Source organism: Clostridium sp. SHJSY1 (assembly GCF_031626875.1).
In the GTDB taxonomy this organism is placed as follows: Bacteria; Bacillota; Clostridia; order Clostridiales; family Clostridiaceae; genus Clostridium.
In genome coordinates this window covers 232,174-253,173 of sequence record NZ_JANDMF010000002.1, presented here as the reverse complement: position 1 = coordinate 253,173, position 21,000 = coordinate 232,174, and the positions used below count along the sequence as shown (strand labels likewise).

17 protein-coding genes and 1 riboswitch are annotated in these 21,000 nt (G+C 29.3%); of the genes, 12 read left to right on the top strand and 5 right to left on the bottom strand.

The genetic code is table 11. The features are described from left to right. Positions 1-2: 2 nt before the first annotated feature. From thiH to NNC19_RS02360, 5 genes are all read left to right on the top strand, one after another. On the top strand, positions 3-1,115 hold the full coding sequence (gene thiH, locus NNC19_RS02380) for a 2-iminoacetate synthase ThiH (protein ID WP_310936991.1): 1,113 nt from the start codon (positions 3-5) through the stop codon (positions 1,113-1,115). Then, positions 1,116-1,697, top strand: a complete 582-nt coding sequence (locus NNC19_RS02375) for a thiamine phosphate synthase (protein ID WP_310936990.1) — start codon at positions 1,116-1,118, stop codon at positions 1,695-1,697. It begins immediately after the preceding gene. Between the two features lie 28 nt (positions 1,698-1,725). Further along, positions 1,726-2,022, top strand: a complete 297-nt coding sequence (locus NNC19_RS02370; protein ID WP_310936989.1) for a Dabb family protein — start codon at positions 1,726-1,728, stop codon at positions 2,020-2,022. 79 nt (positions 2,023-2,101) lie between these two features. Continuing rightward, positions 2,102-2,270, top strand: a riboswitch (Lysine riboswitch). 110 nt (positions 2,271-2,380) lie between these two features. Then, a complete protein-coding gene (dapA, locus tag NNC19_RS02365; protein ID WP_310936988.1) occupies positions 2,381-3,241 on the top strand; it encodes a 4-hydroxy-tetrahydrodipicolinate synthase in 861 nt (286 codons plus the stop codon). A 106-nt stretch (positions 3,242-3,347) separates the two neighbouring features. Continuing rightward, positions 3,348-4,298: a hypothetical protein gene (locus tag NNC19_RS02360; RefSeq protein ID WP_310936987.1), complete on the top strand. Its 951-nt coding sequence runs from the start codon at positions 3,348-3,350 to the stop codon at positions 4,296-4,298. Positions 4,299-4,347: 49 nt separating this feature from the next. On the opposite strand, the gene NNC19_RS02355 is transcribed toward NNC19_RS02360, so the two are convergent. Beyond that, complete coding sequence (locus NNC19_RS02355; RefSeq protein WP_310936986.1) at positions 4,348-4,494, bottom strand: hypothetical protein; 147 nt, start codon at positions 4,492-4,494, stop codon at positions 4,348-4,350. Between the two features lie 206 nt (positions 4,495-4,700). Between NNC19_RS02355 and NNC19_RS02350 the strand changes: the two genes are divergently transcribed. The 4 genes from NNC19_RS02350 to nrdG all read left to right on the top strand — a co-directional run bounded on the left by NNC19_RS02350 (position 4,701) and on the right by nrdG (position 12,655). After that, a complete protein-coding gene (locus NNC19_RS02350; protein WP_310936985.1) occupies positions 4,701-8,306 on the top strand; it encodes a DUF5695 domain-containing protein in 3,606 nt (1,201 codons plus the stop codon). Between the two features lie 39 nt (positions 8,307-8,345). Then, entirely contained in the window at positions 8,346-9,734 is a 1,389-nt protein-coding gene (locus NNC19_RS02345) for a hypothetical protein (protein ID WP_310936984.1), read from the top strand. 275 nt (positions 9,735-10,009) lie between these two features. Continuing rightward, complete coding sequence (gene nrdD, locus NNC19_RS02340; RefSeq protein WP_310936983.1) at positions 10,010-12,130, top strand: anaerobic ribonucleoside-triphosphate reductase; 2,121 nt, start codon at positions 10,010-10,012, stop codon at positions 12,128-12,130. 21 nt (positions 12,131-12,151) lie between these two features. Next, entirely contained in the window at positions 12,152-12,655 is a 504-nt protein-coding gene (gene nrdG, locus NNC19_RS02335; protein ID WP_310936982.1) for an anaerobic ribonucleoside-triphosphate reductase activating protein, read from the top strand. 121 nt (positions 12,656-12,776) lie between these two features. Here nrdG and NNC19_RS02330 read toward each other — a convergent pair whose 3' ends face one another. After that, entirely contained in the window at positions 12,777-13,748 is a 972-nt protein-coding gene (locus NNC19_RS02330; protein WP_310936981.1) for a pectinesterase family protein, read from the bottom strand. A gap of 132 nt (positions 13,749-13,880) precedes the next feature. On the opposite strand from NNC19_RS02330, the gene NNC19_RS02325 reads away from it, so the two are divergent. Both NNC19_RS02325 and NNC19_RS02320 read left to right on the top strand, forming a co-directional pair. Next, positions 13,881-14,066, top strand: coding sequence for a hypothetical protein (locus NNC19_RS02325; RefSeq protein ID WP_310936980.1), 186 nt, complete (start codon positions 13,881-13,883; stop codon positions 14,064-14,066). 19 nt (positions 14,067-14,085) lie between these two features. Beyond that, positions 14,086-14,982 carry a DUF6734 family protein gene (locus NNC19_RS02320; protein ID WP_310936979.1) on the top strand — a complete coding sequence of 299 codons (897 nt, stop codon included), beginning with the start codon at positions 14,086-14,088 and terminating at the stop codon, positions 14,980-14,982. A 4-nt stretch (positions 14,983-14,986) separates the two neighbouring features. Here the strand turns inward: NNC19_RS02320 and NNC19_RS02315 are convergent, their stop codons facing one another. From NNC19_RS02315 to NNC19_RS02305, 3 genes are all read right to left on the bottom strand, one after another. Beyond that, positions 14,987-15,250 (bottom strand): DUF1294 domain-containing protein, encoded by a 264-nt coding sequence (locus tag NNC19_RS02315; protein WP_396136393.1) that lies wholly within the window; start codon positions 15,248-15,250, stop codon positions 14,987-14,989. Positions 15,251-15,389: 139 nt separating this feature from the next. Further along, positions 15,390-17,471 carry a M6 family metalloprotease domain-containing protein gene (locus tag NNC19_RS02310; RefSeq protein WP_310936978.1) on the bottom strand — a complete coding sequence of 694 codons (2,082 nt, stop codon included), beginning with the start codon at positions 17,469-17,471 and terminating at the stop codon, positions 15,390-15,392. Between the two features lie 230 nt (positions 17,472-17,701). Next, complete coding sequence (locus tag NNC19_RS02305; RefSeq protein ID WP_310936977.1) at positions 17,702-19,744, bottom strand: M6 family metalloprotease domain-containing protein; 2,043 nt, start codon at positions 19,742-19,744, stop codon at positions 17,702-17,704. A gap of 265 nt (positions 19,745-20,009) precedes the next feature. Between NNC19_RS02305 and NNC19_RS02300 the strand changes: the two genes are divergently transcribed. Further along, the gene (locus NNC19_RS02300; RefSeq protein WP_310936976.1) at positions 20,010-20,909 is read left to right on the top strand and encodes a chemotaxis protein; all 900 of its coding nucleotides are present in this window, start codon (positions 20,010-20,012) and stop codon (positions 20,907-20,909) included. The last annotated feature ends 91 nt before the right edge of the window (positions 20,910-21,000 follow it).

Sequence of the window (21,000 nt, the reverse complement as noted above, 5' to 3'; positions counted from 1 at the left end):
AATTGAGTGTATATGAATATATAAAAGAAAATACAAGTTTTGATTTCTATAATGCTTTGGAAAAAGTTACAGATGAAGATGTACTAAGAGCTATAAACAAGAAGAAACTTATGCCAGAAGATTTTTTAGTTTTAATTTCAAAAAGAGCAGAAAACTATTTAGAAGAAATAGCTAGGAAGGCTCATAATTTAACTGAACAGTACTTTGGGAAGACAGTACTATTGTATACTCCAATATATCTTGCAAATTATTGTGTAAATAAGTGTGCCTATTGTGGGTATAATCATGATAATGATATTCATAGGAAGAAGTTAACCTTAGAAGAAATTGAAGAAGAAGCTATTGCAGTAAGTAAAAGAGGCTTTAAGCATATAATTTTCTTAACAGGTGAATCACAAAAAGATACACCTGTAGAATATATAATTGAATCAACAAAAATATTAAAGAAGTATTTTTCATCATTGGCTATAGAAATTTATCCTCTGACAGAAGAAGATTATAAACGAGTTATAAAGGCTGGAGTAGATTCTTTAACTGTGTATCAAGAATGTTATGATGAAAAAATATATGATAAAGTTCATGTAGCTGGACCAAAGAAAAATTACAAATTTAGATTAGATGCTATAGAGAGAGGATGTAAAGCAGGTATACGAAGTGTAAATCTAGCGCCACTTCTAGGCTTAAATGATTGGAGAATAGAAGTTTATAAGATGATGCTTCACGGATTATATTTAAGAAAGAAATATCCAGAGGTTGAGGTAGGTTTTTCAACGCCGAGAATTAGACCATGTGTAGGAGGATATAATGATTTACAGGAAGTAAGTGATAAGGAATTAGTTCAAGCTATCATAGCCATGAGATTAATGTTTCCTAATTGTACTTTAAATATTTCCTCAAGAGAAGGAAGAGGTTTTAGAGAAAAACTTATACCTTTAGGTGTAAATAAGGTTTCAGCTGGAGTTTCAACAGCTATTGGTGGACATACAATGGATATGGAAGAAGCAGGTGAGGTACAATTTGATATAAATGATAATAGAGATGAAAATGAAATGAAGAAAATGATAAGAAGTATTGGATATGAACCTATATTTAAAGATTGGCTTGGTTCATTTTAAATGAATATAATAGGTGTTACAAATAGAAAGTTATGTAAAGATTTTTATAAGAGAATAAATGAAATTTCAAAAGAAGAGTTAAAATATCTTATTTTAAGAGAAAAAGATCTAGAATATAGTGAGTTAAAATCTATATCTCAAAGAGTAAAAGAAATTTTAAAAAATTCAAATATTAATCTTATAATAAATAGTAACTTAAGGATAGCAAAAGAAATTGATGCAGCAGGAGTTCATTTATCCTATAAAGATTTTATTAAAGGTGAAACTAAAGGATATAAAGGCATAGTTGGAGTTTCTGTTCACAATATAGAAGAAGCTATTGAAGCTGAAAAGCAAGGTGCAAGCTATATATTATATGGACATGTATTTGAAACAGATTGCAAAAAAGGAATTCCTCCAAGGGGACTTAAAGAATTAAAAGATATATGTATTATGGTCAATATTCCAGTTTATGCAATTGGGGGAATAAACAAAGATAACTATAAAATCGTGTTAGATATAGGTGTATATGGGATTGCAATAATGTCATCATTAATGAAAAATAATTGTTTGGACAAGTGCTGTATTAAAGGTATAATGTAGATATTAAATTGCATTGGAGGTTAAAAAAATGATTAAACATATAGTACTTTGGAAACTTAGTGAAACGGGGAAAAAAGAAGGTGCCGAAAAAATAATAGAAATATTAAAGGTTAAGTTTGATGCATTGATAGGTGTAGTTGATGGACTAAAAGAAATTGAAGTGGGACTAAACTATAATGGGGAAGAGTATGATTTGGTTTTATATTCTGTATTTGAAACAAAAGAAGCAGAAAAGAATTATCAAACTCATCCAGCTCACCTAGAAGTTAAGAAAATAATTCAAAGATACGTAGAAGGAAGAGCTTGTGTAGATTATTTAATATAATTCTAAAATTATTTAGCCATTAGAAAATTTATTGACATATTATATAGAAAGATGTAATATGTTATAGAAAATATAATATCAATATGGTAGAGGCGCCATTTATAATTATTACTTTATTTTAGTGGGCACATGTTTGAAGATAAAGGAAAGGTATAATGGCCGAAGGATAAAAATCTTTGCAGGGTTCTATCCTGGGTATGCATAAAATATATGTATAACTGTCACGGAAGTGGAGGGCTACAAATTTTAAGAGTTTCTAGAAGTATGACTTTTTAGAATTATTTGCCCATCATTTATTATGATGGGTTTTATTTTTTTAAAAGGACAAGCCCTTACCTAAGTTATGGAGGTAAGAAAGATGAAAATTAAAGGAATTTGGTTACCTATAGTAACCCCATTTAAGGATGACAAGGTTGATTTGAAATCATATGAAAAACTAGTTAAATATTATATTAATGAAGGTATAGATGGTATAATGCCAGTTGCAACTACAGGAGAAGTACCAACTTTATCAGAAGAGGAATATGAGACTGTTCTAGCAAAAACTATGGAGTTAACTGATGGTAAAATTGGAGTGTTTGCAGGACTTGGTGGTTATAACACAAAAGCTTTAATAAGTAAGTTAAAGTTAGTTGAAAAATATAAGGTAGATGGAATTTTATCAGTAAGTCCATACTATAACAGACCAGATCAAAGAGGAATATATGAGCATTTTAATGCTATTTCAGAAAGTACTGATTTAGATATAGTTCTTTATAATATTCCATATAGAACGGGAAGAAATATAGAGAATGAAACTTTATTCAAATTAGCAGAAAAGAAAAACATAATTGGGGTAAAAGATGCTTCAGGAGATTTTAATAAGACAATAGAATTACTTCTTAATAGACCAGAAGATTTTTGTGTTTTATCTGGAGAAGATGCATTCTTTTATAATGCATTATTATTAGGTGGAGATGGTGGAATTATGGCATCTGCTCATCTTAGAACAAAGGACTTTATAAAGGTTTATAATGATATACAAAATAATGATTATAAAGAAGCTTTAAAGACTTGGAGAGAACTTGGAAAAATTGTTCCTATGTTATTTAAGGAACCAAATCCTACACCTATTAAATATATTTTAGAGCAAAAAGGGCTAATAGATTCAGCAGAAGTTAGACTGCCTTTAGTTGAAATAACTGATGAATTAAAAAAAGAATTACAATTTTTAATATAATAATGGGACTTCATCTAAAAAAGATGAAGTCTTTTTTAGATTTTCAATTTTGTATTGCAATTATACTTATAGCTTGCTATAATCCATTGGAAAGAGGGGATAACATATGAAGAAAAAAATATTAAAACAACTTAAAGATGAAATGCAACTTAACTATTTGGGAAAAGAAGGAGCTTTAACAGGTCTTTATAGGGATTATAGTATATCAATGGGAACATTAGATATAAGATCTGATTTATCATATATTTATATACCTGTAAAACCTCCTGAAGATTTTAATCTAGAGACTTTAATTCTATTTTTAAATAATTTAGGTGGAAAATTTAAAGGAGTATCTCTTGCCACTTATGAAAATTGCAAGATAGTTCTAAATTATTCTCCATCATTAAGAAATAAAGGTAAGAAAGAAATTTTTTTAGAAATCATTAATGTAGTAATTAATTTTTGTACGGTAAATGGATTTGTTAGGTGTTGCGAGTTTTGTGGAGAAAGTGATAATATAGCACCAATTCTTATAAATAATATAGTTTCACATTCTTGTGTAAATTGTAAGACAGAAATTAAAAGTGTAATTGCTAATAATAGACAAGCTCAAAGAGAAAAAAGCAGCAATATAGTTGGTGGAATTGTAGGTTCATTTATTGGTGCATTAGTTGGGTCTATTATATGGATTATAATATATCAAATGGGATATATTGCAGCAATTGCAGGATTAGCAATTGCTGTTTGTAGTATAGTGGGTTATGAAAAATTTGGTGGTAAATTAGATATAGTGGGAATAATAATAACTTCTCTAATCACGATAGTTGCAGTATATTTAGCTCAATATTTTTCTTTATCAATAGAAATATATGATGCATATAAGTATGAAGGATTTACATTTATAAGTGCTTTAAAATCAGTACCAATATTTTTGGAGAATCATAATGTTTCAAGTGTATTTTGGGAAGATTTAATAAAAGGATATGCTTTAACAATTGCAGGGTCAGTATCATACATTCATAGAGCATATAAGGAAAAAAACTATATTGTTGATGTTAAAGATGTTAATTTTTAACGTAATTAAAGGCATAGGAATTTATTCTTATGCCTTTTTAAATAAATTATTACTTATAATTAGTTGAATTTGAAGGTTCTTCTTCTCTGTATGGACTTTCTGCATGTCCATTACTACTTATTTTTCTTGAATATTTACTTGATGATGGATCAGAAGTAGTTTTGGTATCTGATTCGTTTTTTCTTTTGTTACTCATTGTAAAATCCTCCTTGCAAAAATTCTATATTTCTATATTAGATTATCCTAATAATAAAAAACTATTAACAATTCAGTTTGAATAGAAAGAAAAGCGTGAAATGTTTTTAATTTGTCATAAAATGGATTATCAAGTAAGGTATTAGGTGTAAAAAAATGTTAAACTTATAGTAGGGTGTGGGGAATTTAAAAAAGGGAGTGATAATTTTGAAGAAGAAGAAAAATGACAAAGGAGGCAGGTCAATCAGTTGGAGATTAGCAGCATTAGTAGCTATTGCTGCAGCAACCTGGAGTTTTGGAAATTCCAATAAAGCTCTAGCTTATACTATTACAGATGATAATTTTAAAGTAGAAACAGGAGATTATGGAGAAATAAGCTCACTAAAGATTAACAATGATTCCTTTGACACAAACTATGTGATGAATAAAGATAATAGTCCAAAACAAAACACTGATGATCATGAATGGTTTGGAGAGCTTATGTTTACTTATAAACTTGGTTCAGGTAATTGGCAAAAAGCATCAACAAATAAATCAGCAGATATAAGAACTCAAAGTCAAAATGGAAACACTGTAAATGTAAACTATAATAAGAACTCTTCTAATGAGGAGGGAATTAAAAATTTTAGTCTAAATGAAAGTTATTCATTAAAAAATGGGCAATTATATTGGAGCATAAAACTAAAAAATACAAGTCAGAGCAATATAGAATTTGGAGATATTGGTCTTCCAATGCCATTTAATGAAAGATGGCCTGGTGATGAAGAGATATATGAAAATAGAGTTGTATTTCACTCATTTACAGGATACAACAATTCATATATAACTGCTCAAAGACCAAGTGGAGTAGGACCATATATTCTATTAACTCCAGATTCATCTACAGATGCTAGTTTAGAGTATCAGGACCACTGGGTAACACAAGAACATCCAAATAGTACATGGGCACAGGATCAAGGTGATTGGTCAAATGGGCTAAATGTATTTTACATCAAATCAAATGTGATTAAATCCACCAATAGAGGATATCTTAAGAATAGTAGTCTTATTCTTAAACCAAATGAAGAAAAGGTATACACTTTTAAAGTTAGCAAGGTAAATGATGAAAATAGTAAAAAAGAAACTTTATATAAAGAAGGACTTATAGATGTAACAGCAGTACCTGGGATGATGTTTGCAACCAATATGACTGGAAAAATAGATTTACACACATCAGAAGAAATTAAGTCTATTACTGCAAAATATCCTAGTGAGACAACCATTAATTATTCTAATACTGTGGATGGGAATCATAAAATTTATAATGTACAATTTAATCATCTTGGACAAAATGACATAACTGTAGAATATGGAAATGGTAAGAAAACTGTGTTTCAGTTCTATGCTATAGAACCGATTGATAAGGCAATTCAAAGACATTCTACATTTATGGTAGAGAAAACTCAATGGAACAATTCATCACTTGGCTATAATAAGGTATTTGATGATTGGATGATGGATACTAAAGCAAAAAGAGGTGAATTCTATGGATATTGGGGATGGGGAGATGACTGGGGATTAACTCATGGTCAATTCTTAGCAGAGAAAAATGTACTAAATCCTGTATCTTCTGAAATAAAAGCTGTTGATGAATATTTAGAAACAGCTATATGGAATACATTAATGAAGAATAATCATAGTGATTATTTAGTTCATGATTTTTATAAAGAAGAACCAAATGATACCCCAACTTATAGAGGATATGCATATGCTCATGTTTATAATACTTATTTTAGTATGTATAAAATAGCAAAATTGCATCCTGATGCTGTGAATTATATAAATGATGCCAAAACATATTTAGTAAGGGCTTATAATATATTGAAAACGTTATACGATGGACAGGTGTCTTATAATTGGAATACTGGACTTATGGGAGAATCAACTACACCAGAGATAATTAAAGCTCTACAAGATGAGGGATTAACTACAGAAGCTAATGATGTTATCAAAAAAATGGCAACTAAATATGACAATTTTAAAGGGACAAAATACCCATACGGGTCAGAATATACTTATGATAACACTGGAGAAGAAGCATGTTACACATTAGCTAAGATGAACAATAATATAGGTATGATGGGAAAGATAAATGAAAAAACTAAAGCATGTCGTGGAACAGCACCAGTATGGTATTATTATGCAGATCCAGTAACTATATGTGGTGAAAATTGGTGGAATTTTCAATATACCACTTCTCTTGCTGGATATATAATGGATGATTGGATAAGGACAAATTCAAGTGATTCAGAAGTAGAAGAACGTTTATCTTATGCAGCAAAAATAGCCAATATAGGTTGTATAAATTCAGGACAAATTGATTCTGATCCAGCCAATATAGGAGCTGTCTCTTGGACATATCAAGCAGAAAAAGGAAATTGGGGTGGCCAAGGAGTAGGAGGCGGAAGTCTTCATAATGGATGGAGGCAAATGTCTGGTGAAGCTGATTTAGGGCTATTTGGAGCTATACGAATTTTAAGTTCAGATGTTGCAGTTGATCCTATATTTGGATTATACGGATATGGATGTGATGTGAGTCAAAATGGGGATAAATATGAGATAATACCTAAAGATGGCATATTCAAAAGGTTAAATTTAATTACGCAAAAAGTATCAATGGAGCTTGAAAAAGATCAATATACAAAGGCAATAGCTAGTACTAATAAGGACTATTTAGAGTTTGATTTAAAGAATACAGAAGGAAATGCTCATAACACAAAACTTACTTTGTCAGGATTAGTTAGTGGAGAGTATAAAGTTTTAATTAACGATTCAGAGGCTTTATCATTGACAACTAAAGATGGACAAAAGTCTTCTGTAGATCTAAAAGTAGATAATGTTAGTTCATGTAATGTGAAAATAGTATTAAAAAACAGAACTAATCCAGAAAATCAAGCAGAAAATATTGCACTTAAAGGAACTCCATCAACATCATTTTGCTCAAGTTGGGAAGATGTAACAGCAATAAATGATGGATTTGATCCAACAAATTCTAATGATAGAAGTCATAAAGTATATGGTAATTGGGATAACGCAGGCGCAACACAATGGTTAGAATATGACTTTTCAGATAACTATACAATATCAAGCAGTGATGTATATTGGTTTGATGATAATCAAGGTATAAACTTACCAGCATCATGTTCAATGCAATATTGGAATGGTAATAGTTGGGTGAATATATCTGATGCTAAGGGGTTAGGTGTAGAAGGAAATAAATATAATACAACAACATTTTCACCTGTAACAACAAATAAGATACGCCTTAACATGAAAGCTAAATCAGGAAGTTCAACAGGAGTTCTAGAATGGAAAGTTAATGGGGTTAAAGCTCAAGCTACTAACATAGCGGTTAATGGAACACCAACTACATCATTCTGCTCAAGCTGGGAAGATGTAACAGCAATAAATGATGGATTTGATCCAATAAGCTCTAATGATAGAACACATAAGGTTTATGGAAATTGGAGCAATGCAGGTACAACACAATGGGTAGAATATGACTTTCCAAATATTTGTACATTAAATGGGAGTGATGTATATTGGTTTGGTGATAATCAAGGAATAGATTTGCCAGCTTCATGTTCATTACAATATTGGAATGGGTCAAGCTGGGTAAATATACCTGATGCTAAAGGATTGGGTGTAGAAGGAAATAAGTATAATACAACAACATTTTCATCTATAAAAACTAATAAAATACGTCTTAACATGACAGGAAAACCAAGTTCATCAACCGGGATATTAGAGTGGAAGGTTTATGGGGATAAGTAAAATGGTATATCAAATTAATAATGAAGGGAAGTGTAGAGTTTGAAAAGAATAAAAAATCATAAAAGAGGAATGCTAAATTGTTATAAATTGGGTGTAGTAGCAACAGCAGTTGCGATTACCTTAGGAGGTGGAGTTTTTCAAAAAGCTCAAGCATACAATATTGAAACTAATAACTATAAGATTAGTAAAATACAGAATCAAACTATAAATAAAGACAATACTATAGTTAATTTAGCAATAAAAGGAGTAGCTTCAACATCCTATTGTTCAAGTTGGGAAGATGTAACAGCAATAAATGATGGCTTTGATCCAACAAGTTCAAGTGATAGAGCACATAAAGTATATGGGAATTGGGATAATCCAGGAACAAGTCAATGGGTAGAATATGATTTTTCTGATAAATATACAATATCAAGCAGTGATGTATATTGGTTTGATGATAATCAAGGAATAGATTTACCAACATCTTGCTCAATACAATATTGGAATGGGACAAGCTGGGTGAATGTATCTGATGCAAAAGGATTAGGAGTAGAGGAAAATAAATATAATAAAACAACATTTAAATCTATAATAACTAAAAAAATACGTCTTAATATGAAAGCTAAAGCAGGTTATTCAACAGGAGTATTAGAGTGGAAAGTTTATGGAGAAAAATCACAAGGTGGGGATCCAACAGATAACACAAAAAATCCAAGCAAACGAGAATTGACACAAACACCATCATGGGCAGATCCTTTTTATAAAAAATGTGTATATTCATACAATATTCCAATTTTGTCTTCTGATAATGTAAGTGATGCTGCTCTATTTAAAGCTTATGATATATTAGATGTTATGCTAAGAAAAATTGCAGTAGATTATCCAGAAATATTGCAGAATATGATTAAAAACAATACAAGAGTAGATATAGTTGGATTAACAGAACATAATGTTGATTTGCCAGAATGGAGGGATTGGCCAAACAAAACTGAAAGAAGAGCTGGTGGAGGAATAGATACTACAATTTGTGAAAATGAGCTTATAATGACTCCAAATGATCCAAATCCAGGAGATCCAGATGTATATTATTTAACACAATTCAATGTTTTAAGCCATGAATTTACACATACAATACTAATGTCTGGAATTGGAGATGCAGATCATCAAGGCGCTGCCCCTGAAATTTATAAAAAAATAGTTGCTGCTTACAATAATGCTTTAGCAAAAGATTTATATAAGGAATCTGATTATGACAGAACAAATTATCATGAATATTTTGCAGGACAAGTTCCAAGATGGTTTAATTGTAATCCGACTGATTTAAATGTTCCAAATGCATCATCAAAAACTGATAAAGAGCAATTAAAGGAATATGATCCAGAAATTTATTCGGTTATAAAAGATTTATTTGGTGATTATAAAATGCCAGAACCATGGAATAAATAGTGAAGTAATATTTACCAAAAAGACTTAAAAAAGCTATCTATGAGTAGAAATGAAGTTTTCTATTTGTAGATAGTTTTTTTGTGAAAAAATTTTTTATTTGTGAAATATAAGTGATTAAGGGTATTTTATAGGATTTTAATTGTAAATATAAGTAAGATAAGCAAATTATTAAAATGCAAAGAGAAAAAATTTATTGTATAATAAAGCAGCAAAATAGTTACTGTTATAGAGAAAAATTTCATTTTCACTATAACAAGTGGAAGGAAATGGTGTACATGAAAGTAATAAAAAGAGATGGTAGCATGGTTAAGTTTAATAAGCAAAAGATAAGGGAAGCTGTAATAAAAGCAATGAAAAATGGAAGTGGGATTTATTTGCCAGATATAGCAAGATTAATAGCCAATGATGCTGCCAAAGAGTTTAATAAAGATGATGAAACTCCTACAATATATAAAATAGAAAGTTATGTTTATGATAGATTAGTACACTATGGACAATCTGTTACAGCAAAAGCTTATGAAGGCTATAGGGCTGTTCAAGAATTTAAAAGAAATACTAACACAACAGATGAAAGTATATTATCTTTATTAAGTAAAACAAATGAAGATGTAATGAAAGAAAATTCAAATAAAAACTCTGCTATAGCTGCTACACAAAGAGATTTGATAGCAGGTGAAGTATCAAAAGATATTTCTAGACGAAGATTAATTCCATCACATTTAGTACAAGCACATGATGAAGGAATGATTCATTGGCATGATATGGATTATACGTTATCGCCTATTTTTAATTGTTGTCTAATAAATTTAGAAGATATGCTTGATAATGGTACAGTAATTAATGATAAATTAGTAGAATCTCCAAAATCTTTTGGAACAGCTTGTACTGTTACTACACAAATAATAGCACAAGTAGCTAGTAATCAATATGGTGGACAAAGTATTACCATCAAACATTTAGCTAAGTATTTGAAAGTAACTGAAGAAAAATTTTATAAATTTTATTTAGAGAAATATAAGGATGAATCTTTAGCAAAAGATTTAGCTACTGATATGAAGCTTAAAGATTTAAAAGATGGAGTTCAAACAATAAGATACCAATTATCAACTTTGCAAACTACAAATGGACAATCACCTTTTGGAACTATATATTTAGAAATAGAAGAAGGCCATAAGTATGAAGAAGAAATGGCTTTAATTTGTGAAGAAATGATTAGACAAAGATTAGCAGGAATGAAGAATTATAAAGGACAAGAAATAGGAGAAGCTTTCCCTAAATTAGTATACTTACTTGACGAAAATAACTGTCTAGAAGGTGGAAAATATGATTACATAACAAAGCTTGCTGCAAAATGTACAGCTAAAAGATTAGTGCCTGATTATCAATCCGCTAAGATTATGAAAATGAACTATGAAGGAAACAAATTTCCACCAATGGGTTGTAGGTCTCATTTAAGTCCATGGAAAGATGATAATGGCAATTATAAATGGTATGGAAGATTCAATCAAGGTGTTATATCATTAAATCTACCTCAAATAGGTATAATAGCAGAAAAAGATATGGAATTATTTTGGGATATGCTAGATCAGAGATTGGAATTATGTAAAGAAGCATTATTAGTTAGACATAATATGCTACTTGGAACATTATCAGATGTATCTCCAATACACTGGCAACATGGTGCAATTGCAAGACTTGAAAAGGGAGAAAAGATAGATAAACTTCTTAAAGATGGGTATTCTACATTATCACTTGGATATGTTGGTATTTGTGAAATGGTTCAAGCCATGCTTGGAGTAAGTCATACTACACCAGAAGGTGAAAAATTTGCTTTAGAAGTAATGAATCATATGAACAATGCTTGTGCAAAGTGGAAAGAAGAAACTGGATTAGGTTTTAGTCTTTATGGAACTCCAGCAGAAAATTTAATTTATAGATTCTGCAAAATAGATAAATCGAAATATGGAGAAGTAAAAAATGTAACAGATAGGCTGTATTATACAAATTCATATCATGTACATGTATGTGAAGAAATAGATGCCTTTACCAAGCTTAAGTTTGAATCACAATTCCATAATATAAGCTTAGGGGGATGCATTTCATATATTGAAGTTCCAGATATGAGCAGAAATTTAGAAGCTATAGAGCAAGTTATAAGCTTTATATATCATAATATTCAATACGCAGAGATAAATACTAAACCAGATATTTGTTACAAATGTGGATATACTGGTGAAATTAAATTAGATGAAAATTTAGAATGGTATTGTCCTTCTTGTGGAAATAAAGATGAAAGTGATATGCAAGTTATGAGAAGAACTTGTGGTTATATTGGGACAAATTTCTGGAATAAAGGACGTACTGCGGAAATAGGTGATAGAGTTTTACACTTATAATTTTTATAAGAAGGTGTTTTGGTGAGATATTCAGAAATAAGAAAATTTGATGTATCTAATGGACCTAATGTTAGAACAACTCTTTTTGTAAGTGGATGTACTAACAATTGTGAAGGTTGCTTTAATAAAGAACTGCAAAACTTTAATCATGGTGATGTTTGGAATAAAGAAATAGAAGATAAATTTATTTCATATATAAAAAACCCCAATGTATATGGAGTTAACATACTTGGTGGAGAACCAATGGAGCAAACAATGGATTTGGATCTAGTTAATCTTCTAGACAGAATTAAAAAGGAAACCAATAAAACCATTTGGCTATGGTCTGGATATACATTTCAACAGATTATGAATGATAATAAAAAGAAACAAATTTTAAGTTTTGTAGATGTTTTAATAGATGGTAGATTTGAACTAGAAAAGAGAAATATTAGTTTAAAATATAGAGGATCTGAGAATCAAAGAGTTATAGATGCTGTTAAATCTATTAAAGAAAATAAGGTTATTTTAATAGAAAACATATAAAAAGGATGATTTAAAAGTATATTTGCTTTTAAATCATCCTTTATTATTTTATAAAGAAATAAGTCTTTTCGCCATTTGAAATTAGGTGTTTTTTTGATTAAATTCATAAGTTTTCTCCTAATTAAGTATTAAAATTTCTATAGAAATCATCATTAAAAATATTTGAAAGAGTATATTTTTTTACTTCTTCATCATTTAGGATATGGCACCAAGAAACCCTTGTTAAATCTGATGCTCCAGGACCATAGCTTTTATATTCAGCATAATAAGCCTCTTTTTCTGCATTTAGCTTGTCCCAACTATGCCAACCTTCTTTACGAATATGTTCCCCTAAATAGCAATTAATAAATACAGTTTTTGCATAGTCTCTCCAAGGTCTTCCTAGATATACAGTTTCCTTAGGAGCATCGCTAGTTAGTTTACAATTCATAAATACATATCCAAATTCTCTTCCTTCTACTGTGGATGCAGCAGTAATATAACCATTAATTTTACTATTTTTATTTTTGGAAAAAATTTCACATCCATTAAATACAGCTGTTGCAGAACCAAAAATAAAATCAATATCTCCTTCTATGTAACATTCTTCATAATATTGTCTTCCAACAACTCTAGGTCTTCCTTCCATAGGACCACCAAAATTATTACCTTCTATAGGCTTTGGTGGTAGAGGTCCAGTAAATAATGTGTCTTGCTTACCTAAAAATCTACAATTTTTAAATTTTGATTTGTCTCCTTCAACATAAACAGCCACAGCTTGACCAAATATATCTCCATTACCAGCTGAATTTTCAAAGGTTAAATTTTGTGCTGTGAAATCATGAGAGCCTATAAAAATTGTATATGAGTTAAATGTCCTATAAGCCTCACCATTTGGCAATGTTTTTTTTGCATAATCATCATACGTAATTTTAGTTCTGTTGACATCCTCTCCAATAAGACTTAGAAAAGGTTTTTCAATATGAATTTTTTCTTTATATGTTCCATTTTTTATATAAATTATAATATTACTTTTGTTATTACTTGGAATAGATGATATGGCATCAGTTATATTGATAAAATCTCCACTACCATCTTTAGCAACAGTTATCATTTTTCATCCTTCTTTCATTCTTTCTTTACATTTATTATAACTTATTGTTGAAATTTACACATCAATTTCTATGTAAAATTATCCAAGAAAGTGTTATGATTACTTTATGAAGTTAAAGAGGGGACAAGATTTATGAGTGAAAAAATTAAATTCCCATTAGTAATGGAAGATGGCAATACAATTAAAAGCGAAGATGAATTAAAAAGGTATTTAATTATTAAAGAATATATATATAATGAATTAAAAGAAGAGGAGAGTTCAGCCTTTAAAGAGTATTATGGTGATTATTTAGGAGGTTACGGAATAGAACTTATATAGGGAAAGGATTTATTTTATTATGATAGATGGATTTCATTCTAATTGGACTAAGCCTTTTTTTAGAATAGATAAAAATAGAAATTACTATATAGAAGATTTTGAAATATTAACAACTATGTTATCAGCTCTTAAGTGGAGAGAAAAAAATGGTAATATTAAAATGATTACAGATAAAATAGGAGCTAAATACTATAAGAAATTAGGTATGGAATCAATTTGGAATTTAGGTATAGATGATTCTTTGGAAAATTACATTGATAAGGATATAGATTCAAATATATTTTGGGCAGCAGGAAAAATATATGCACTAAAAAGCCAGATAGTTCCCTGTGTAATGATAGATACTGATTTTATTGTTTGGGAAAGCCTTAAAGATGAACTTTTAGGCAAGGAAATTTGTGCTATTCATAAAGAAAATATATCAAGTGAAGTGTATCCAGATAAAAGTAAGTTCAATATGAAAAATAGTTATAGATTTGATGATGAATTGAATTGGGAGGTTCTTCCTTCTAACACGGCTTTGACATATATAAACAATGATAATTTTAAAAATTACTATGTTAATTCTTCTATAGAATTCATGAAGGGATTGTCTTCTAGCAATGATAGATTAATAAATATGGTATTTGCAGAACAAAGGTTGTTTTCTATGTGTGCAAAGAAAATGAATATCAAAGGATACGAGTTAATGAATTTAGAAAAGCTTACAAGCGGAAAACAGATATATTTTACTCATATTTGGGGATATAAAGATGTAATGAAGAAAGACTTTAAAAAAAGAATTGAATTTTGTATTAAATGTATAAATAGAATTATTAAAGATTTTCCTGAATATGAAGAGGTTATAGCAAATATAAATAGTTTAAAATATTACTATAATCTGTCAAAGGAAAATAGTAATATTAAACTAATTTAAATTATTACTTTACTAATAAAGATAGAGTTATGGCTAATTGTATTATAAGAATTAAAGGTACTCCAATAGTAAACTTTTTGTGTTTTGTTTTATGTCTAAAGAAAGACATTCCAAGAAGCATACCAATAGAACCTCCTAAAATAGATAGAATTAAGAGATTTGATTCACTTATTCTCCATTTTTTATGAATAGCTTTTTGCTTATCTATATGCATAACTAAAAAAGAAGTTATGTTAATTATAGCTAAATATATTATTATAATTTTCAATATAAAAATCTCCTTTGTTTATAATACAGTATAAATTAATTATACAATATATATATAGTAATTTTATTAAAATAAAATAAAATTTTAAGTAGAAGAAAAGCTATAGATAGGAAATATTCCCATCCATAGCTTTAGTATTTTAATAAACTCTCCACTCAAGGACTCCTGTAGATTTTGAATTGTTTGGATTTATTTCTATTACTATACTTCTTGTAGTTATTGGAGTAAATGTTGTAGTATTAAATGCATTAGCTTTAATCCCAAGACCAGAAGCTTTAGTTACATCAGCCCAAGCACTACCATTCCAATATTTGATTTTATATGAAGAGGGTACATCTATACCTCCATTATCTTTAAACCAATAAATATCAGATTTTGATATAGTGTAATCCTTATCGAAAGTATATTGTATCCATTGGGCATTAGTTCTCGGCCAATTACCATAAACAGCATGAGATCTATCATTAGAATTTGTTGGAGTAAAACCATCATTTAAAGCAGTAGTACTTTCCCAATTAGAGCAGTATGAACTTGCTACTTTAGCTTTAGCTGCTAAATTAGAAGATGATTCTGTTGATGTAGTATTTGTATTAGTTGCTGTTGTACCTGATTTTACAAAAGTCATGTTATTACCAACATTACTAACATTGGAAATATCTAGTCCAGAAGAAGTTTGATTCCACCATTTTGAGCTTGGACTACTTGCGCTATTAAATTTAGAATTTCCACCAGCTCGGAATAGGTCTCCACCATTACCGTAATTCTCTTTCTTTTCTAGTTGCAGTTTATTGTCAGCTTGTACAACTGAAACTTTATAATGACTTGTAGAAGTCATTGAATAGTTTGAGTTATTACCATTTTCATCAATATGCCAAATCATTAGTCCTTCGTCTGGAGCTGTAGAATATCTTCCTTCTTTTTTTATATTTTCAATCAAAAAATATTCTTTAGGATTAGAGCCTGTCCATTTATAAGAGGTTTGATTACCACTTGAGCTTGAAGGTAAACTAACTTGAGTTCCATTATTAACTGAGTTAAGGTTTTGAGGAGTATTCCAACCAGATATAACATTTCTGCAATATGGATCAGGTGGAACAGGATTTTTTTCATTTGATATAAAAGACATAAGACTATATGTACCACAACCATTAGATTTATAATTATAGTCATAAAGATCAGGATATCCAAAAAGAAGATGTCCATTTTCATGACAAATAGTTCCTAAAGATAAGTCATTACCTATATTAGTTAATTCATATTTTTGTATTTTTATTCCATTAGATTCAAATGATTTTGGAAGATATCCTTGATGAGGCCATAATCCTTTTGACCAACCAGAATCAGGAGTTCCAGCATAAAGAACATTAACTGCTTTAGCCATGTTATTTGAATCTTTTGTTAATGTTGAAAAGTCAAAGTTAGTAGATTTTAACCAATTTAGAGCTTCATTTATAAGCTCTGGAGATGTATGATAATCAGTAATATTAGATCCATCATAGTATGATTTTGGGTGCTTGGCTGTATAGAATTCAGTAACGGTGTTTGTATAATTTACTTTTCCACCAGATACATCAGAAAAGTAATCTTTTACAGAACCATTATTAGAGAAACCTTTATAACCAGATTGATTTAAGAAGTTGTTGATTTCATTTTTAGAAATGGCACTTTGTTCATCAGGAAATTTTATTAATATAGTTAACCCTTTAATATTTTCTGTAGAAGCTGTTGGAGCAGTTAAAGTATTAGTTGTTTCATTTGTAGTTGCTTTAGATGGACTAAGAAGGGCAGAACTAGCAAATGCTGCACTTGGTTTTGGATTTGAAGAAGTATCAGTTTTATTTGAATCAATTTCTTTCTTTACTTTATCTCTTTTTTTATCTTCTGATTTTTTATCTATAGAGATATGTTTTTCTTTTAGTGACCTTTCAGAAGTGTTATCTTTATATATTTCCTTTGTAGCAACAAAATCAGATTTATCTGCATTAAGCTCTGCATAACAAATCCAACCATCGGAATTTCTGCAAAGAGTAAAACCATCTGTACTCTCTATCTGTTGATAATATTCATCTCCTGTTATTTTAACTTGTACTGGAGTATTATCGGGTTGTTTAAGTGTAGTTAATTTGTCAAAGACAGGTGCTGCTTCTGCTTGAATGTTTGCACCTAAATATAACGAAGACGCTATAGTAAATAAGACCAATCTCTTTTTAAATTTATTCATATTAATCCCCCTATAAATATTGTGTTGGTGTAAATTTAAATTTATTTCTTGAAAATAAGAAACAAGGTTTTATAAAAATATACATGAAACAACAAAAAAAAACAATAAAAATAGAGGGATGTAAGAAAGTTTTAATTAAATAAGAATAATACGGTTAAAATGACATAAATTAAAAAAGAAAATTCTCTAAAGAATAATCTTAGAGAATTTTCTAATGATTTTATAAGGGTTTAAGCATATACTCTCCATTCAAGTATACCAGTAGAAGCGGAATTGTTAGACTCCATTTGTATCGCTATAGCATTTGTATTTATTGGATTAAATGTTGTTGTGTTAAATTTATTTGTAAGAGTCTTAAGGCCTTTAGCATTTGGTACATCAAGCCATTGACTACCATCCCAATATAAAATTCTATAAGAAGATGGTACATCTATTCCTCCACCATCTTTAAACCAATAGACATCAGTACTTGAAATAGTATATTCTTTATCAAACACATATTGTACCCATTGAGAATCTGTTTTTGGCCAGTTACCATAAACTGCATGAGCTCTATCATTTGAATTAGTAGGAATAAATCCATCATTTAATGCAGATATGTTCTCCCAATCCGAGCAATATGAGGTAGTAGCAGTAGAATTTAAAGCTATATTTGTTTTTTCAGTAGTAGGATCAGTTGTTGGTGTTGTGTTACCTGATTTTACAAAAGTCATAGTACTACCATTATTACTAATGTTTGAAATATCTAGTCCAGAAGAAGTTTGATTCCACCATTTTGAACTAGGTGCACTTGAATCATTAAATACGGTTTTATATCCACCTTTATATAAATCTCCGCTATCACCATAATTTCTAGCTTTTTCTAAATCTAGTCTATTATCAGCTTGTTCTATAGAAACTTTATAGTGGCTGCTAGGAGTATTACTATAATTAGAATTATCACCATCTTCATCTATATGCCAAACAGCTATACCAGAATCAGGAATATAAGAATATCTTCCTGTTTTTTGTAAATTCTCTATTAAATAATATTCATTAGGGTTATTACCTGTCCATTTGAAAACAGGATGATTACCATTATTATCAGATGTTGCAGTTAAAGTTGTACCATTACTATAAGAATTTAAATTAATATTAGTATTCCATCCTGAAATTACATTTCTACAATATGGGTCAGGTGGTGCTGGATTTTTTGCATCTGATAAAAATGACATAAGGCTATATGTGCCACAACCATTAGATTTATTATTATAATCATAAAGGTCAGGATATCCAAAAAGAAGGTGACCATTTTCATGACATATAGTATCAAGAGATAAATCAGTACCAATATTACTTAATTCATATCTACCGATTTTCACTCCATTAGAAGAAAAACCTGTTGTTAAATAACCTTGATGAGGCCATAATCCTTTTGACCATCCAGCATCAGCATTTCCAGCATAAAGAATATTTACGCCTTTAGCATATCCCGATGAGTCTAGTGTTAATTTAGAAAAATCAAAACCAGTTGATTTTAACCAATTTACAGCTTCATCAACAAGTTCTATAGCAGTGCTATAATCATCAATGTTAGTATTATCATAATAAGATTTTTCATGCTTTGCTGTATAAAATTCCGTTATAGTATTTGTGTATGTAACCTTTCCACCTGAAACATCATTGAAGAAATCCTTAACAGAACCATTGTTTGAATAGCCAGTATATCCAGTTTGATTAAAGAAATTATTGATTTCATTTTTAGATATAGAGCTAGTTTGATCTGGGAAATTTATCAAAATGGTTAACCCGTTAATATTTCCTGTTGATGATGAGGCAGCACTAACTTTTTCTGATAAAGCAATTTGTTCTGTAGGTATTTTAGCTTTCTTTTCTTCAGCTTTTTTATCTTTGTATTTTTTATCTAAAGTAAGATGTTTTGGTGTGTTAATAGAATTTTCAGTAGCAACAAAGCTGTTTCTTATTGTGTCTTTCTTTTTATAATTTTCATCTTTATAAATTTCATTTGTAGCAATAAAGTCAGATTTATTACCATTTAATGCAGCATAGCAAATATATCCTTCAGAATTTCTACAAAGAGTATATCCATCCATGCTTTCTATTTCTTGATAATATTCATCTCCAGTAACCTTAACTTTTACTTCAGTATTATCTGGTTGTTTTAATGTTGCTATTTTTTCTTGTACAGGTGCAGCCTTTGCATATAAGCTTGTCCCAAAACAAACAGCAGAAGTTATGCTTAAAGCAAGTAATAATTTTTTAATTTTATTCATTTATATCCCCCCAGTATATATTAGCAATTCGATTTGACTAAACAACCTCCTTTCCATGTCGAAATTAAAAGGAATTGCAAATAAAATATACATAAATAAGGAAAAATATACAATACAATCCTATGAAAATTAAGGAAAATTTAAGTTGAGCATAATATTTTTTTATTATGTATAATAAATTCTTGATAATATATAATAAATTGTATAAAGAATTTTTATTTATGGTCGATAATAAAATATATTTTATTTAAGGGGAAGAGAGCTTATGAAGGATAATATATTATTAGAATCAGGTACTGGAGAGTTAGAAGTAATTGAATTTATTGTAAATGGTACTCATTATGCAATAAATGTTGTTAAAGTAAAAGAAGTAATAGAAATGCCTAGCAATCTGACAACGTTACCAAATCCAAAGCCAGAAATAGCTGGACTTATACTCTGTAGAGAGGAAATTATCACGCTTATTGATTTGAAATATATTCTAACAAGAAATCGTACTGGAAATCTTGGCAAAAAAGTTATAATAAGTGAATTTAATAAAATTAAAGTAGCATTTAATATTGATGATATAATAGCAGTTCATCGTGTTAAATGGAGTGAAATAAGAAAACCAGATGGTTTAACAGAAGATACATTATCAGTAGGAAATATTCTTATGGGAGATAAATTGATAATAATGTTAGATTTTGAAAAAATAGTTACAGATATTTCTCCAAGTACAGGAATTTCTGAAAATAGACTAGTTAATGTAGAATATAGAGAAAGATCAAATATAAAGCTTGTTTTAGCTGATGATTCTCCATTGATTAGAAGGTTGTTGAAAGAAACGTTAACAAAAGCCGGATTTAGAAACTTAAGAATTTTTGATGATGGCCAGCAAGCGTTAGAATATCTTCTACAACTTAAGCAAGAAAAAGGAGAGAACTTTGTGGAAGATGTACATTTGATGATTACGGATATAGAAATGCCACAATTAGATGGGCTCACTCTTACAAGAAAAGTTAAAGAAGATCCTATTTTAAATAAATTACCTATAATAATATTCTCATCATTAATAACAAAGGAATTAAAACATAAGGGTGAATCAGTTCGTGCAAATGCACAATTAAGTAAACCAGAAGTTGAAGAACTTGTTGGTAAAATAGATGAATTATTAAATGTCTAGTCTAGTTAGGGGAATTAATAATTTTTACTAACAATATATTTATTAATTGGATAAGGAGTAACTTCCTTATCTTTTTTCTTATATTTAAAAA

Coding starts and splice junctions, on each gene's coding strand:
- NNC19_RS02375 (WP_310936990.1), top strand. CDS start 1,116: ATGAATATAATAGGTGTTACAAATAGAAAGTTATGTAAAGATTTTTAT.
- NNC19_RS02370 (WP_310936989.1), top strand. CDS start 1,726: ATGATTAAACATATAGTACTTTGGAAACTTAGTGAAACGGGGAAAAAA.
- dapA (WP_310936988.1), top strand. CDS start 2,381: ATGAAAATTAAAGGAATTTGGTTACCTATAGTAACCCCATTTAAGGAT.
- NNC19_RS02360 (WP_310936987.1), top strand. CDS start 3,348: ATGAAGAAAAAAATATTAAAACAACTTAAAGATGAAATGCAACTTAAC.
- NNC19_RS02355 (WP_310936986.1), bottom strand. CDS start 4,494: ATGAGTAACAAAAGAAAAAACGAATCAGATACCAAAACTACTTCTGAT.
- nrdD (WP_310936983.1), top strand. CDS start 10,010: ATGAAAGTAATAAAAAGAGATGGTAGCATGGTTAAGTTTAATAAGCAA.
- NNC19_RS02330 (WP_310936981.1), bottom strand. CDS start 13,748: ATGATAACTGTTGCTAAAGATGGTAGTGGAGATTTTATCAATATAACT.
- NNC19_RS02325 (WP_310936980.1), top strand. CDS start 13,881: ATGAGTGAAAAAATTAAATTCCCATTAGTAATGGAAGATGGCAATACA.
- NNC19_RS02320 (WP_310936979.1), top strand. CDS start 14,086: ATGATAGATGGATTTCATTCTAATTGGACTAAGCCTTTTTTTAGAATA.
- NNC19_RS02310 (WP_310936978.1), bottom strand. CDS start 17,471: ATGAATAAATTTAAAAAGAGATTGGTCTTATTTACTATAGCGTCTTCG.
- NNC19_RS02305 (WP_310936977.1), bottom strand. CDS start 19,744: ATGAATAAAATTAAAAAATTATTACTTGCTTTAAGCATAACTTCTGCT.
- NNC19_RS02300 (WP_310936976.1), top strand. CDS start 20,010: ATGAAGGATAATATATTATTAGAATCAGGTACTGGAGAGTTAGAAGTA.